The following is a 15,190-nucleotide window of genomic DNA, read 5'->3' on the forward strand; positions in this document are numbered from 1 at the left end:
TCGCGTTGTACTTCAGGCGATGACTGCGGTGCGTGACACTTTTTGCGCCGCCCGAGCCTGCAGTTGACGATAGCCGATGTACAGGGCGATCACAAAGCCGATAACGGCGATCAGAAAATCAAACCACATAATGCTGGCAATACTGATCTGCGAAAGCTTTGCGGTGATTAACGGGATCGTGAAGCTGGCGATACTGCCGGCAGTGTAGAAGATGCCGGTTGCTTTGCCTTTTCCGTTCGGGAAGCTCATCGCCATGATTGTCGCACCCAGCTGCAGCACTCCGCCAGCGGCGGCAAAGCCGATGACAAAAGCAAAGCCGGTCACCATCATCGGCGTCGGGAACAGGCACACCAACAGCAGCGAAATCATCGACAGGCCAGTATAAATAATCATCGCAATGGCCGAGCTAAACACCTCTTTGACGAAGGCGGCAGTTACAAAGACGCAGACCAGCGAGCCGACGGTATAGATGCTAAGCAGTTTAATCGCCGAGGCATAGGGCAGGCCGACGACGAACTGGCCGTACTGCGCCAGCCATTGGCTGACCAGATAGAAGGTCGCCATGCCGATATAACCGTACAGGGTGAAGATCACCATATCCAGCTTATTAGCCTGTGGCTGGACGGCTGTTTCCGCCTGTGCCGTAGGGGCTTCCTCTTTTTTCGCCGCCTGGCTGTCAGGGAACGGCATTTTAAGCAGATAAATCCCGCTCAGTACAAAGAGCGCTGCCGCAATCACGAACGACCAGCCGAACCACAGATTTGCCCATATCAGGAAGCTGATAATGAACGGCAACAGGAACTGCCCTGCAGAGACGAAGGCTTTGATCAGCACGTTGGCCCGGCTGGCAGAGTGCGGGAAAGATTCCATCAGCGCCGGATAGGTACCGGAGTCGAGGAAGCTGTTCGCCAGGCCCGCCATAATGCCGAACACGTAAGCCAGATAGATATTTTTGGTCAGCAGGATGCCGACGAAAAAGATCAGGTAACTCAGGATCCCAAGATAGATAAAGGGCTTGCGACCGAAGCGATCCGAGAGAAATCCGGTCACGATGGTCGCTAACTTACCAATACCTAACGAAGATATAACGATCGATACGCCGGCTTTGTCTGTTCCCCACTGTTCCTGAAGATGGGCCATGTTGAGGGTGATTAACAGCACCCCCATACCGTGGATCAGGTAGTTGAGATACAGCCCTGCCGCAGTAGGGATGTATTTATTTTTCATCATTCGCCTCTTAGAACAGAATGCTCTTGATGTAATCAACCGGCATCTGTTTGCCCGTCCAGATTTCGAACGCGCGCGCGCCTTGCCACAGCATCATCCCCAGGCCGTTCAGCGTGCGGCAGCCTTTTTTCTCGGCCACTTCCAGCAGGTGGGTTTTGCGCGGGTTGTAGACGACGTCGGAGACGATCAGGTCCGGACGCAGGAAGCTGTCGTCAGGTAGCAGCATCTGGCCTTCGAACGGCTTCATGCCGACCCCGGTGGCATTGGTCAGGATCACGCTGCTGTCAATTTCGGCGCGCAGTTTGTCATGATCGTCGAGATCGAACAGATGGATCTCGCAGTCGGTGTTGTGGCGGATCTTGGCCACGGTTTCTTCTGCGTTAGCGAAGAATTTATCGCGACGGTTAAAGATGGAGATCGCCTTCACACCATCCAGTGCTGCCTGGACGCAGAGCGCCGTTGCCGCGCCGCCGGCGCCGAGTACGGTCATCTTCTTGCCGATGATATCGATACCGGCTTCGCTAAGGGCGCGCATGTAGCCGGTGCCATCGGTGATATGTCCGGTCAGTACGCCGTCGTCGTTGACCACGGTATTGACCGCCCCGACCAGCTGTGCCGCCGGCGACAGTTTATCGAGATACTGGCAAATCTCGGTTTTGTTCGGCATAGAGACGTTAAAGCCGCGCAGCTTCATCGCCCGGAAGCCCTGCACCACGTCTTTTAGCTCCTGGTTACCGACTTCAAAAGCGAGATAGACGTAGTCCAGCCCGAGATGGGCGAAAGCCTCGTTGTGCATGGTGGGCGACATGCTGTGACGAATCGGGGTGGCGATCAGGCCAATCAGCTCAGTGTGTCCAGTAATACGTTCTGCCATGACAAAAATCCTCAATAAGTTAGAAAGGGAATTCGTTGTGCTTCGCGGCTGCCCAGCGCACCCATGTCTTCCAGTGCATCCAGTACGTTGCGGCCTTCGCGGACGCCATCGATAATGCGTCGCGCCATCACGCTGTCGCCGATGTTCATGATTTTGACGTTATTGGCATTGGCCCAGCGCTCGATCTCGTCGAGACCCGTCCGGTTGGCGCGCATCCCCAGACAGACAAAGCCGTAGTCGAAGGGAATATCGAAGGTTTGCTGTGTATTTTTCACCTGGAAATGGTCGGCAGCGACCGCCATCAGTTGGGTATTCATGTGCTGTTCGACCTGGTGCTCGTCGAGCATGGTCAACATGGCATTTTTGGTAATGATGTCGAGATCGCGACCGGCGGCGTCCTGCATCTCGATTAGCACCGCCTGTGCGCCGCGAGCGGTAAAGTATTCGATAACGTCAAGGCCAACGGCGCCGGCGCCGACTACGGCGATGCGTTTGCCCTTGATATCGGTAAATTTCGCCAGATTGTCGATCATGCCGGTAATGGAAAAGATCTTGCCGTTCTCGACGTCAATGTTTTCCCGCAAGCCTTCAATGGGCGGCAGCAGCGGCGTTGAGCCGGTGGCGTTGACAATCAGATGCGGACGCAGGGCGGAAACTGAAGCCACGTCGGCCCGCTTGCCGATCTGCAGCATCAGGTTGTCCAGCGAGGCGATACGATTTTTCATAAACTGCGGGAAATCAGCGATGCGTTTTTTCTCCGGCAGGCGGGAGATTTCGCTGGCGAGGCCGCCGACGTGGTTTTTCGCTTCCAGCAGCCAGGTATGGCAACCAACTTCCGCCGCGGTGCAGGCGGCTTCCATCCCGGCGGTGCCGGCGCCGATGACCACCACGTTAGTGTCGCGATTCACGCGCCGCATTTTATAGGCGTCACCGTGAATAATATCCGGGTTAATCGAACAGCGCAGCGGGCGCGAGCGGGCGATGCGATGGTCGGCGCAGCCGATGTTGCAGGAGATACATTTGCGCATCAGTCGCTCTTTTCCGCCTTGCACTTTCTGCACCCACTCCGGCTCGGCAATCAGACCGCGGCCAATGGCGATAAGATCGGCATCGCCGCTGGCGAGGATATCTTCGGCTACCTGTGGAGTGCGAATATTGCCGGCGATGACCGTGGGTTTATGGAATTTATCGCGCACCGCGCGGGAGAGATAGCGCTTCCAGCCATCCTCCAGCGACATCTGATCGATTTGCAGATTCAGGTTGTCGTTCTGCGCCGCAGAGACGTTGATGATATCGACCTTCTCCTGGCAGAGCTCAAGAATACGCAGGGAATCTTCGAGGGTATTGCCGCCCTTGAGGAAGTCGTCGGCGCTGATGCGCAGACTGACCGGAAAACGCGGCCCCACGCAGGCGCGAACCTTATCGACAATCAGACTCAGTATCCGAGTGCGATTTTCGACGCTGCCGCCAAATTCATCAGTGCGCTTATTAAACAGCGGCGATAAAAACTGGCTAATTAAATAGGAGTGACCGGCATGAATTTCGACGCAGTCAAAACCTGCGCGCCGAACGCGCTCCGCGGCGTCACCAAATTTCTCTACCGCATGATAAATTTCCTCATGGGTCATCGGACGCGGAATATTACCGTGCTTCTTCGACGGCGTTGTAGAAGAGGAGAGCGGCGTCTGGCCTTCCAGTCGGTAGGCATAAGCGGAAGCGCCGGCATGATTTAACTGAATGGATACGCAGGCGCCATGTTTATGCAGGGTCTCGGTTAATTTAAACAGCCGTGGAATATATTGATCGTTATCGATGCGCAGTTGGGTGGTGCCGTTGGAGGCGAAGGAGAAATCAATACAAATATTTTCGATGGTGATAAGCCCGGTGCCGCCTTTGGCCCGCAGTTCGTAGTATTCCAGCTGTTCCTGCGACACCTCGCCATTGAGCGTGGCCATATTGGTGCCCATAGGGGGCATAATAATGCGGTTTTTTAACGTCATACCGTTGATGGTCAACGGACTGAAAAGGTGCGGATAGTGGCTCATCTCTTCTCTCCACAGGAGGCCGGGAGGCCGATATGCGGGGCCCAGGCGTGTCCTTAGTTAATATTTCTCTGTGGCAAAAGATAACGAGGGGAAAAATCGAAAAATAATGCTTTTTTTTGTGCATAGCCATAGGGGTTCTCTATGAGATTAACGCTTTCTTCACATTCTTATATTTTTATATTAAACACTCGTGCCTTATTTTTACTTGCAGTGCAGGGAAAATACATAAACAGTGCTGGAGAAGGGGAGGAAAGCGGAATAATTCTTCTTTAGGCGGTAGGGCAGGGTGGCGGTAAGGTCTGACAATCAGCACATTAAAATTGGTTTTTGTGCGTGAGATCGCAATTTTCTCCGCAATAAAATAAAAAGCCCGATCAAATGACCGGGCCCAAAGGTTAATTCATAAATGCCGGCAGCTTGCGTTCATAGTCGGAGATCGCCGCTTCATGCTGCAGCGTCAGGCCGATGCTATCCAGGCCGTTGAGCATGCAGTGGCGGCGGAAATCGTCGATCTTAAAGCTGTAGGTTTTATCCCCGGCTTTAACCACTTGCGCTTCCAGATCCACTTCAAACGTAATGCCCGGGTTGGCCTGCACCAGCTTGAACAGCTCGTCGACCTGCTCGTCGCTCAGGGTCACCGGCAGCAGCTGGTTATTGAAGCTGTTGCCGTAAAAGATATCGGCAAAGCTCGGGGCGATAACGACCTTAAAGCCGTAATCGGTCAGCGCCCACGGCGCGTGCTCGCGCGAGGAGCCGCAGCCGAAGTTTTCCCGCGCCAGCAGTATCGATGCCCCCTGGTACTCAGGAAAATTCAGCACGAACTCCGGGTTCGGCTGTTGACCTTTATCGTCGAGAAAGCGCCAGTCGTTAAACAGGTGCGCGCCAAAGCCGGTGCGGGTGACCTTCTGCAAAAATTGCTTAGGGATGATCGCGTCGGTATCGACGTTTGCAGCATCCAGCGGAACCACCAGGCCGGTATGTTGGGTAAATTTCTCTGCCATGATGGTCTCCTTACTTCAGATTACGGATATCGGCGAAATGGCCGGTAACGGCTGCCGCCGCGGCCATTGCCGGGCTCACCAGGTGCGTGCGTCCGCCGCGGCCCTGACGGCCTTCAAAGTTACGGTTGCTGGTTGAGGCACAGCGTTCGCCCGGATTCAGGCGGTCATTATTCATTGCCAGACACATAGAGCAACCAGGTAAGCGCCACTCAAAGCCGGCTTCGATAAAGATCTTATCCAGACCTTCCGCTTCCGCCTGCGCTTTCACCGGACCAGAACCCGGCACCACCAGCGCCTGGACGCCCGGCGCCACTTTACGCCCTTTAGCGATTTCCGCCGCGGCGCGTAAATCTTCGATGCGCGAGTTGGTGCAGGAGCCGATAAACACTTTATCGATAGCGACTTCCGTCAGCGGGATCCCGGATTTCAGCCCCATATAGGCCAGCGCTTTTTCGGCGCTGGCGCGTTCCACCGGATCGCTGAACGACGCTGGATCGGGGATGTTATCCGTCACCGAGATCACCTGGCCCGGGTTGGTGCCCCAGGTCACCTGCGGGGCAATTTCCGCCGCCTGCAGCGTCACCACGGTATCAAACGTCGCGCCGTCGTCGGTTTTCAGGGTTTTCCAGTACGCTACGGCATCGTCAAAATCTTTGCCTTTCGGCGCATGCAGACGGCCGCGTACGTAATTGAAGGTGGTTTCGTCCGGCGCGACCAGGCCCGCTTTGGCGCCCATCTCGATCGCCATGTTGCACAGGGTCATACGCCCTTCCATGCTCAGATCGCGGATCGCTTCGCCGCAGAACTCAACCACATGGCCGGTGCCGCCGGCGCTACCGGTTTTACCAATGATGGCCAGCACGATATCTTTGGCGGTAATGCCCGGCGCCGCTTTGCCCTGGACTTCGATTTTCATGGTCTTCGCGCGGCCCTGTTTCAGGGTCTGGGTCGCCAGCACATGCTCCACTTCGGAGGTGCCGATACCGAACGCCAGCGCACCGAACGCGCCGTGGGTGGCGGTATGGGAGTCACCGCACACGATCGTCATCCCCGGCAGGGTAACCCCTTGTTCCGGGCCCATGACGTGGACGATGCCCTGATACGGGTGGTTCAGGTCGTACAGTTCAACGCCGAACTCTTTACAGTTCTTAATCAGCTCCTGCATCTGAATGCGGGCCATCTCACCGGACGCGTTAATGTCTTTGGTCTGCGTCGAGACGTTATGATCCATGGTAGCGAAGGTTTTACCCGGCTGGCGCACCTGGCGGCCATGGGCGCGCAGGCCGTCAAACGCCTGCGGAGAGGTGACTTCGTGCACCAGATGGCGGTCGATATACAGCAGCGGGGTTTCGTTCTGCGCCTCATACACTACGTGCGCATCAAATAATTTTTCGTATAACGTCTTCGCCATGATTACACCCCTTCTGCGACATAGCGGGCAATAATATCGCCCATTTCATCAGTGCTGACCGCCGCCGTGCCGCGCGCTAAGTCGCCGGTTCGAACCCCTTCTTCTAAGGCGCGGTTGATCGCGTTTTCAATGGCGGTCGCCGCTTCGTCAGCGTCGAGGCTGTAGCGCAGCAGCAGAGCCAGAGAGAGGATCTGCGCGATCGGGTTGGCGATATTTTTGCCGGCGATATCCGGTGCGGAACCGCCCGCCGGCTCGTACAGGCCAAAACCTTGTTCATTGAGGCTGGCGGACGGCAGCATACCCATCGAGCCGGTGATCATCGCGCACTCGTCGGAGAGGATGTCGCCAAACAGGTTGGAGCACAGCAGCACGTCGAACTGGGACGGATCTTTAATCAGCTGCATGGTGGCGTTATCGATATACATATGCGCCAGCTCAACGTCCGGATACTCCTTGCCGATCTCGCTGACGATTTCGCGCCACAGGATGGAGGACTGCAGAACGTTGGCCTTATCGATGGAAGTCACTTTGTGACGACGCTTGCGGGCGGATTCAAAAGCGATGCGCGCGATACGCTCGATCTCAAAGCGGTGATACACCTCGGTATCAAAGGCTTTCTCATGCTGACCGCTGCCTTCGCGGCCTTTCGGCTGGCCGAAGTAGATGCCGCCGGTCAGTTCGCGTACACAGAGAATGTCGAAGCCGTTAGCAGCGATGTCGGCGCGCAGCGGGCAGAACTCTTCCAGCCCCTGATACAGTTTGGCCGGGCGCAGGTTGCTGAACAGTTTAAAGTGTTTACGCAGCGGCAGCAGCGCGCCACGCTCTGGTTGTTCCGCCGGCGGCAGGTGCTCCCATTTCGGACCGCCGACGGAGCCGAACAGGATCGCATCCGCCTGCTCGCATCCGGCGACGGTCGCCTGCGGCAGGGGAGTTCCCTGACGGTCGATGGCCGCCCCGCCAACGTCATACTGGCTGGTGGTAATGTGCATGGCAAAACGTTGGCGCACGGCTTCCAGTACTTTCATCGCCTGGTTCATCACTTCCGGGCCAATGCCATCACCCGGCAAAACGGCAATATGGTAATTCTTCGACATTACACGGTTTCCTTATTGTTCTCTTTATTCTGAGCTTTGCGTTGCAATTCTTTTTCGACTTCGGCGGCGCGCCAGATGTTGTTCAGCACGTGAACCATCGCTTTGGCTGACGACTCTACGATATCCGTTGCCAGACCAACGCCATGGAAGCGGCGGCAATTGTAGTCAACGACGATATCCACCTGGCCCAGGGCGTCTTTGCCGTGGCCTTTCGCGCTTAAGCCATACTTCACTAATTCAATGTTGTAGTCGGTGACGCGATTAATCGCCTGGTAGATAGCATCGACCGGACCGTTGCCGTTGGCGGCTTCGGTTTTGATCTCATCCCCGCAGACCAGTTTGATCGAGGCGGTGGCGATATCGCTGGATCCGGATTGGACGTTGAAGTAATCCAGGCGGAAATGCTCTGGCTCTTCCTGCTGCTTGTTGATAAAGGCCAGCGCTTCCAGATCGTAATCGAAGACCTGGCCTTTTTTGTCCGCCAGCTTCAGGAATGCGTCGTACAGATGATCCAGGTTGTAATCGCTCTCCTGGTAGCCCATCTCTTCCATCCGGTGTTTCACCGCCGCGCGGCCGGAGCGGGAAGTCAGGTTCAGTTGCACCTGGTTCAGGCCGATAGATTCCGGGGTCATGATCTCGTAGTTTTCGCGGTTCTTCAGCACGCCGTCCTGGTGAATGCCGGAGGAGTGGGCGAAGGCGCCGGTGCCGACGATGGCCTTGTTCGCCGGGATCGGCATATTGCAGATCTGGCTGACGGTCTGGCTGGTGCGCCAGATTTCATGATGATTAATGTTGGTGTGCACGTTCATGATGTCTTTGCGCACTTTGATCGCCATGATCACTTCTTCCAGCGCGCAGTTGCCGGCGCGTTCGCCGATACCGTTCATCGCACCTTCTACCTGGCGCGCACCGGCGTGGACCGCGGCGAGGGCGTTACCGACAGCGATGCCCAGATCATCATGGGTGTGGACGGAAATAATTGCTTTGTCGATATTCGGCACGCGATCATACAGGCCGCTGATGATGTTGGCATATTCGAACGGCATGGTATAGCCGACGGTATCCGGGATATTAATGGTGGTGGCGCCGGCGTTGATCGCCGCTTCCACGACGCGAGCCAGATCGGCAATCGGCGTACGGCCGGCATCTTCACAGGAGAACTCAACGTCGTCAGTGTAGTTGCGTGCCCGCTTCACCATATAGATCGCGCGCTCAATAACCTCATCCAGCGTACTGCGCAGTTTGGTGGCGATATGCATCGGCGAGGTGGCAATAAAGGTATGAATACGGAAAGCCTCGGCCACTTTTAACGATTCCGCCGCCACGTCGATATCTTTCTCAACACAGCGCGCCAGGGCGCACACGCGGCTGTTTTTAATGGTGCGCGCGATGGTTTGCACCGATTCAAAATCGCCCGGCGAGGATACCGGGAAACCGACTTCCATTACGTCGACCCCCATTCGCTCAAGGGCCAGTGCGATCTGCAGCTTCTCTTTGACACTCAGGCTTGCCTGTAACGCTTGTTCGCCATCACGTAAGGTCGTATCGAAAATAATGACTTGCTGGCTCATGGTTTGGATCCTTAGTCTGTGTCCTGGCGCCTTGTTGACGAGCATAAAAAAACCCGCGCCAAGGCGCGGGTTTTATAGTCTTGCTGGAAGATGACTTAACGCTGAACGTCGCCCAACAGCCTACCGCGCAAATGGCATGCGTTTAGTAGTAGTAGGCTGGTGATACGAGCGGTGCGAATCATTGCGTCAAACTCCAGATGAAATCGTTATGCTTTTAGAGTTACTGGATAGCTGTTTTAAAGTCAACCCCTGGCATGGAAAAAGCGTTTTGGGCTGACTAAATGAATTAGCAAAATGTGCTGATGTAAGCCCCATTTTGCCGAAGATCCTATTTTGGACCGAAGGCGGTTTATCCCCATTTGTTTCATTTGAAAAAGTGCTTTGCATTCAAGGCATCGTCGAACAGGTGTCGCCAATGAAGGGACAAAAAACGGTATCTGGATGAAAATATTAAATTTATTTTTCCTGTGAATGTATTCGAACGCTAGCGGATTATTTTTCAATGATAAGGATTTGTTAATTTTATGGAGGGAAAAATAAAATACTTTATTATTGCTTAAGTTACAGTTAACTCGTGGTGCTGTTTTTATTTTTATGGATTATGGTTACACTTATCATCATTAAGTAATCAGTATGGTTTGAGCGGCTCAATTTTTTGATCAGGACCGTTTCTTCACTGCCACTCATAGCCTTGATATATTCCTAAAAATTTCTTTTGCTATTTTGTAAATGTCATTTGCATGGTAAATGATATTTTCGGCGCTAATTATAGCGGTTTAGTGAAGGGAATTCATCGTGACGGCGGAATTAGATATGTTAATTGAAACTCCAGAATATAAATCAGCCCCCGGACAGGAAGTCGTTAAACCTCAACTACGGATGGTTGATCTCAATCTGCTTACCGTTTTTGATGCGGTTATGCAAGAGCAGAATATTACTCGTGCCGCCCATACGCTCGGCATGTCACAACCCGCGGTGAGCAATGCGGTTTCACGACTGAAAGTGATGTTTAATGACGAGCTTTTTGTGCGCTATGGCCGCGGTATTCAGCCGACGGCGCGCGCCTATCAGCTGTTTGGCTCGGTACGCCAGGCGCTGCAGCTGGTCCAAAACGAATTGCCAGGCTCCGGTTTTGAACCGCTGAGCAGTGAGCGCGTGTTCCATCTGTGCGTCTGCAGCCCGCTGGATAACATCCTGACGTCGGTTATTTTTAATAAAGTTGCAGAGATAGCACCCAATATTCATTTAGTCTTTAAGTCTGCGCTGAATCAAAATACGGAACATCAGCTACGTTATCAGGAAACAGAATTCGTAATCGGTTATGAAGAGTTCCGTCGCCCTGAGTTTGCCTGCGTTCCGTTATTTAAAGACGAAATGGTCCTGGTCGCCAGTCGCAACCATCCGCGTATTTCCGGGCCGATGATGGAGGCGGATATTTATCGCGAGGAGCATGCCGCCGTTGCTCTCGACCGGTATGCCTCATTTAGTTTGCCGTGGTATGACACGGCCGATAAACAAGCGCGTATCGCCTATCAGGGTAATGCGATGGTCAGCGTATTAAACGTAGTATCGCAAACCCAGATGGTGGCCATTGCCCCGCGCTGGCTGGCAGATGAATTTGCTGACAAGCTTGCCCTGCAAATATTACCTTTGCCGTTGAAGGTCAACAGTCGGACCTGCTATCTCTCCTGGCACGAAGCCGCTGGTCGTGATAAAGGCCACCAGTGGATGGAAGAGCTGTTGGTGGACATTTGCAAGCGCTGACCCAACGACGATAGATAGCAAAGGAGCTTCGGCTCCTTTTTTTATATGACATAAATCAAATAAAGCAGAATTTTATTCTGTTTACCTTGCGCGAGGGGTTCGTTGTGTTCGTGAAAAATGGATCTATTCCTGTTATCACCCTTTTTCGCCGAGTATTTACCATTCTCTTTTCTTATCTCTGAAGCAATTCACCATATTTTCCCCTCACCGCTTTCTTTTCTTCTTATTCAAGAAATAAGGCCTCAGCTGCGGCGAATTGCCTGCCTGCTGGCGAGCAGTTATGGTAGTGGCATGCAGTACATTCACCTCAATGCGGAGGACCACTCCTTCGCATCGTGCGAGCGCGCGGAAATTGAGTTCCGCTGTCGTAAAACAATAAGCCTGGAGGCAAACCATGGAGATGTTGTCAGGAGCCGAGATGGTCGTCCAATCGCTTGTCGATCAGGGCGTCAAGCAAGTATTCGGCTATCCCGGAGGCGCAGTCCTCGATATCTATGATGCGTTACATACCCTTGGCGGTATCGATCATGTGCTGGTTCGTCACGAGCAGGCGGCGGTGCATATGGCGGATGGCCTGGCGCGGGCGACCGGGGAGGTCGGCGTGGTGCTGGTGACCTCTGGGCCTGGGGCGACGAACGCCATCACTGGCATTGCGACAGCCTATATGGACTCTATTCCGTTGGTGATCCTCTCGGGGCAGGTAGCCACCTCGCTTATCGGCTACGATGCCTTCCAGGAGTGCGACATGGTGGGGATTTCCCGTCCGGTGGTGAAGCACAGTTTCCTGGTGAAGCAGACCGAAGATATTCCCGGCGTGCTGAAGAAAGCCTTCTGGCTGGCGGCCAGCGGTCGCCCCGGTCCGGTAGTGGTCGATCTGCCGAAGGATATTCTCAATCCGGCGAAGAAGCTGCCTTACGTCTGGCCGGACGCGGTGAGCATGCGCTCGTATAACCCAACCACCAGTGGCCATAAAGGGCAGATTAAACGCGCGCTACAGACTCTGGTGGCCGCAAGTAAGCCGGTCGTCTACGTCGGCGGCGGGGCGATCAATGCGCATTGCGAACCTCAGCTGCGCGAGCTGGTGGAAAAACTGAAGCTGCCGGTGGCCTCATCCTTGATGGGACTTGGCGCTTTCCCGGCGACACACTCGCAGGCGCTGGGGATGCTGGGGATGCACGGCACCTATGAAGCCAACATGACCATGCACCACTCGGACGTGATTTTTGCCGTCGGCGTTCGCTTTGACGACCGGACCACCAATAACCTGGCCAAGTATTGTCCTAACGCGACGGTACTGCATATTGATATCGATCCGACTTCAATCTCGAAAACCGTGCCGGCAGATGTGCCGATCGTCGGCGATGCCCGGCTGGTGCTGGAGCAGATGCTGGAGCTGCTGGAGCAGGAGGAAGCGCAGCAGCCGCTGGACGACATTCGCGACTGGTGGCAACAGATCGAGCAGTGGCGTGCCCGTCATTGTCTGCGCTACGACGACCAGAGCGATAAAATCAAACCGCAGGCGGTAATTGAAACTATCTGGCGGCTGACCCAGGGCGATGCCTACGTCACTTCCGATGTGGGTCAGCATCAGATGTTCGCCGCCCTGTATTACCCCTTCGATAAACCGCGGCGCTGGATTAACTCCGGTGGTCTCGGCACCATGGGCTTTGGCCTACCGGCTGCGCTGGGGGTCAAAATGGCTCTGCCGGACGAAATGGTGGTCTGCGTGACCGGTGACGGCAGTATCCAGATGAACATTCAGGAACTCTCCACTGCGCTGCAGTATGAGCTGCCGGTCCTGGTGCTTAACCTCAACAACCGCTATCTCGGGATGGTGAAGCAGTGGCAGGATATGCTCTATTCCGGGCGTCACTCGCAGTCCTATATGGAATCGCTACCGGACTTTGTCCGTCTGGCGGAAGCCTATGGCCACGTCGGGATCCGCATCAGCGAGCCGCAGGAGCTGGAGACGAAGCTTGCTGAAGCTCTGGAGCAGGTGCGCCAGCGTCGGCTGGTGTTTGTCGATGTGACCGTCGACGGCAGTGAGCATGTGTACCCCATGCAGATCCGCGGCGGCGGCATGGATGAAATGTGGTTGAGCAAAACGGAGAGGACCTGATTATGCGCCGGATATTATCGGTATTACTGGAAAACGAATCGGGTGCATTGTCCCGCGTTATCGGCCTCTTCTCCCAGCGTGGCTATAATATAGAAAGCCTGACTGTCGCGCCGACGGACGATCCCACTCTCTCCAGAATGACCATTCAGACCGTGGGCGATGAAAAAGCGATTGAGCAGATTGAAAAGCAACTGCACAAGCTGGTGGATGTCCTGCGGGTCAGCGAGCTGGGGCAGGGGGCTCATGTTGAACGCGAAATTATGCTGGTGAAGGTTCAGGCCAGCGGCTATGGCCGTGAAGAAGTGAAGCGCAACACCGAAATCTTCCGCGGACAGATTATCGACGTGACGCCTTCTATCTATACCGTCCAGCTCGCCGGCACCAGCGATAAGCTGGATGCATTTCTGGCCTCGCTGCGCGATGTCGCTCGGATTGTGGAAGTGGCTCGCTCCGGCGTGGTCGGCCTGTCTCGCGGTGATAAAATCATGCGCTAAGGATCGGGAACTGCTGTAAAAATAGCCCGGCAGAGACTGTCGGGCTTTTTTTTTGCGAAATCAGTAGGAACTGTAAGCGAAAGCGGTTGCTGCGCTAACTATTCTGCGCTTAGATGTTATAAAAAGGATTCCATACCTGAATAATGGTTATGTTTGGCACTTCTTACCCAAGGGGCAATTGTGAAACTGGATGAAATCGCCCGGCTGGCCGGTGTTTCAAGAACCACCGCGAGCTATGTGATTAATGGCAAAGCGAAGCAGTACCGCGTAAGCGATAAAACGGTCGAAAAAGTGATGGCTGTGGTGCGAGAGCACAACTATCACCCAAATGCGGTCGCTGCTGGCCTGCGTGCAGGACGCACACGCTCTATCGGTCTGGTGATCCCGGATCTGGAAAACACCAGCTATACCCGGATTGCAAATTATCTCGAACGTCAGGCGCGTCAGCGCGGCTATCAGCTGCTGATTGCCTGCTCGGAGGATCAGCCCGATAACGAGATGCGCTGCATCGAGCATCTGCTGCAGCGCCAGGTGGACGCTATCATTGTCTCTACTTCGCTGCCGCCGGAGCATCCATTTTATCAGCGCTGGGCTAACGACCCGTTTCCGATTGTCGCCCTCGACCGCGCCCTCGATCGCGAGCACTTCACCAGCGTGGTTGGCGCTGACCAGGATGACGCCGAGATGCTCGCAGCTGAGCTGCGGACGTTTCCTGGCGAAACGGTGCTCTATCTCGGCGCGCTGCCGGAGCTGTCGGTGAGCTTCCTGCGTGAACAGGGCTTCCGTAAAGCCTGGCAGGACGATCCGCGTGAGGTGCATTATCTCTATGCCAACAGCTATGAGCGCGAAGCGGCGGCCCAGCTGTTTGAGAAATGGCTTGAAACCCATCCGATGCCACAGGCGCTGTTTACCACCTCTTTCCCGCTGCTGCAGGGCGTAATGGATGTGACCTTGCGTCGCGAGGGTAAACTGCCCTCCGAGCTGGCGATCGCCACCTTCGGTGATAATGAGCTGCTCGATTTTCTGCAGTGTCCGGTACTGGCCGTGGCCCAGCGTCATCGCGATGTCGCTGAGCGGGTGCTGGAGATCGTCCTCGCCAGCCTCGACGAACCTCGCAAGCCGAAGCCGGGTCTTAGCCGCATTCGCCGTAATCTCTATCGTCGCGGTAGCCTGAATCGCCGCTAAGGGCGCCATATCGCCAGCGCCCAGGTATAAACCTGGCAGGCCTGACCGTAAGCAGGCCGCTGGCGATAAATCAGGCAATTGACGTGCAAAATGCAAAACTGAATATATTTCAGACAAATCCCTAAACTTCTTTACGCGTTATTTTATTTTATTCACTGACCATCGTTTTGTGACTCCAAATGGGGTACAAAAAATGACTGCGCGGACTTTAATTGTATTATTTTGTTACATTCATCAGGTTAATTGCTGAATTAACACTCATTTTGTACGCGCCACGCTTTCTTCCCCGTCATATCCCGCGCCTGGCCAGTCCCTCTGCCAGCAACAGGTACTGTTAACGGCCGGCATAATGGCCTAAAATGCCGCTCGCGTCGCAAACTGACACTTTATATTTTCCCGCCGAAG

General features: G+C 54.8%; 12 protein-coding genes. 4 read left to right on the forward strand and 8 right to left on the reverse strand.

The window, feature by feature from the left end; translation table 11 throughout:
* Positions 1-12: 12 nt before the first annotated feature.
* The 8 genes from BHE81_RS00965 to leuL all read right to left on the reverse strand — a co-directional run bounded on the left by BHE81_RS00965 (position 13) and on the right by leuL (position 9,405).
* On the reverse strand, positions 13-1,227 hold the full coding sequence (locus BHE81_RS00965) for an MFS transporter (RefSeq protein WP_073545777.1): 1,215 nt from the start codon (positions 1,225-1,227) through the stop codon (positions 13-15).
* A 10-nt stretch (positions 1,228-1,237) separates the two neighbouring features.
* On the reverse strand, positions 1,238-2,101 hold the full coding sequence (locus BHE81_RS00970) for a shikimate dehydrogenase (RefSeq protein WP_002888460.1): 864 nt from the start codon (positions 2,099-2,101) through the stop codon (positions 1,238-1,240).
* An 11-nt stretch (positions 2,102-2,112) separates the two neighbouring features.
* Positions 2,113-4,146, reverse strand: a complete 2,034-nt coding sequence (locus tag BHE81_RS00975; RefSeq protein ID WP_032738430.1) for an FAD-dependent oxidoreductase — start codon at positions 4,144-4,146, stop codon at positions 2,113-2,115.
* 395 nt (positions 4,147-4,541) lie between these two features.
* A complete protein-coding gene (gene leuD / locus BHE81_RS00980) occupies positions 4,542-5,147 on the reverse strand; it encodes a 3-isopropylmalate dehydratase small subunit (RefSeq protein ID WP_002888481.1) in 606 nt (201 codons plus the stop codon).
* A gap of 10 nt (positions 5,148-5,157) precedes the next feature.
* Positions 5,158-6,558 (reverse strand): 3-isopropylmalate dehydratase large subunit, encoded by a 1,401-nt coding sequence (gene leuC / locus BHE81_RS00985; RefSeq protein ID WP_004177417.1) that lies wholly within the window; start codon positions 6,556-6,558, stop codon positions 5,158-5,160.
* A 2-nt stretch (positions 6,559-6,560) separates the two neighbouring features.
* On the reverse strand, positions 6,561-7,652 hold the full coding sequence (gene leuB / locus BHE81_RS00990) for a 3-isopropylmalate dehydrogenase (RefSeq protein ID WP_002888487.1): 1,092 nt from the start codon (positions 7,650-7,652) through the stop codon (positions 6,561-6,563).
* Complete coding sequence (gene leuA, locus BHE81_RS00995) at positions 7,652-9,223, reverse strand: 2-isopropylmalate synthase (protein ID WP_023342994.1); 1,572 nt, start codon at positions 9,221-9,223, stop codon at positions 7,652-7,654. The genes leuB and leuA overlap by 1 nt, the downstream gene beginning before the upstream one ends.
* A gap of 95 nt (positions 9,224-9,318) precedes the next feature.
* Positions 9,319-9,405 carry a leu operon leader peptide gene (leuL, locus tag BHE81_RS01000; RefSeq protein ID WP_004222662.1) on the reverse strand — a complete coding sequence of 29 codons (87 nt, stop codon included), beginning with the start codon at positions 9,403-9,405 and terminating at the stop codon, positions 9,319-9,321.
* A 613-nt stretch (positions 9,406-10,018) separates the two neighbouring features.
* Between leuL and leuO the strand changes: the two genes are divergently transcribed.
* The 4 genes from leuO to cra all read left to right on the forward strand — a co-directional run bounded on the left by leuO (position 10,019) and on the right by cra (position 14,785).
* Positions 10,019-10,987: a transcriptional regulator LeuO gene (gene leuO / locus BHE81_RS01005; protein ID WP_004192013.1), complete on the forward strand. Its 969-nt coding sequence runs from the start codon at positions 10,019-10,021 to the stop codon at positions 10,985-10,987.
* 394 nt (positions 10,988-11,381) lie between these two features.
* A complete protein-coding gene (ilvI, locus tag BHE81_RS01015; RefSeq protein ID WP_002888534.1) occupies positions 11,382-13,106 on the forward strand; it encodes an acetolactate synthase 3 large subunit in 1,725 nt (574 codons plus the stop codon).
* Positions 13,107-13,108: 2 nt separating this feature from the next.
* A complete protein-coding gene (ilvN, locus tag BHE81_RS01020) occupies positions 13,109-13,600 on the forward strand; it encodes an acetolactate synthase small subunit (protein ID WP_002888536.1) in 492 nt (163 codons plus the stop codon).
* A gap of 180 nt (positions 13,601-13,780) precedes the next feature.
* Positions 13,781-14,785 carry a catabolite repressor/activator gene (gene cra, locus BHE81_RS01025; protein ID WP_004145952.1) on the forward strand — a complete coding sequence of 335 codons (1,005 nt, stop codon included), beginning with the start codon at positions 13,781-13,783 and terminating at the stop codon, positions 14,783-14,785.
* The last annotated feature ends 405 nt before the right edge of the window (positions 14,786-15,190 follow it).

Source organism: Klebsiella sp. AqSCr (assembly GCF_008452795.1).
Lineage (GTDB): Bacteria > Pseudomonadota > Gammaproteobacteria > Enterobacterales > Enterobacteriaceae > Klebsiella > Klebsiella pneumoniae.

Excerpts from the sequence above, each read along its gene's own strand:
- leuB (WP_002888487.1), bottom strand. The coding sequence starts at position 7,652 with ATGTCGAAGAATTACCATATTGCCGTTTTGCCGGGTGATGGCATTGGC.
- leuL (WP_004222662.1), bottom strand. The coding sequence starts at position 9,405 with ATGATTCGCACCGCTCGTATCACCAGCCTACTACTACTAAACGCATGC.
- BHE81_RS00970 (WP_002888460.1), bottom strand. The coding sequence starts at position 2,101 with ATGGCAGAACGTATTACTGGACACACTGAGCTGATTGGCCTGATCGCC.
- ilvN (WP_002888536.1), top strand. The coding sequence starts at position 13,109 with ATGCGCCGGATATTATCGGTATTACTGGAAAACGAATCGGGTGCATTG.
- ilvI (WP_002888534.1), top strand. The coding sequence starts at position 11,382 with ATGGAGATGTTGTCAGGAGCCGAGATGGTCGTCCAATCGCTTGTCGAT.
- BHE81_RS00965 (WP_073545777.1), bottom strand. The coding sequence starts at position 1,227 with ATGAAAAATAAATACATCCCTACTGCGGCAGGGCTGTATCTCAACTAC.
- BHE81_RS00975 (WP_032738430.1), bottom strand. The coding sequence starts at position 4,146 with ATGAGCCACTATCCGCACCTTTTCAGTCCGTTGACCATCAACGGTATG.
- leuD (WP_002888481.1), bottom strand. The coding sequence starts at position 5,147 with ATGGCAGAGAAATTTACCCAACATACCGGCCTGGTGGTTCCGCTGGAT.
- leuC (WP_004177417.1), bottom strand. The coding sequence starts at position 6,558 with ATGGCGAAGACGTTATACGAAAAATTATTTGATGCGCACGTAGTGTAT.
- leuA (WP_023342994.1), bottom strand. The coding sequence starts at position 9,223 with ATGAGCCAGCAAGTCATTATTTTCGATACGACCTTACGTGATGGCGAA.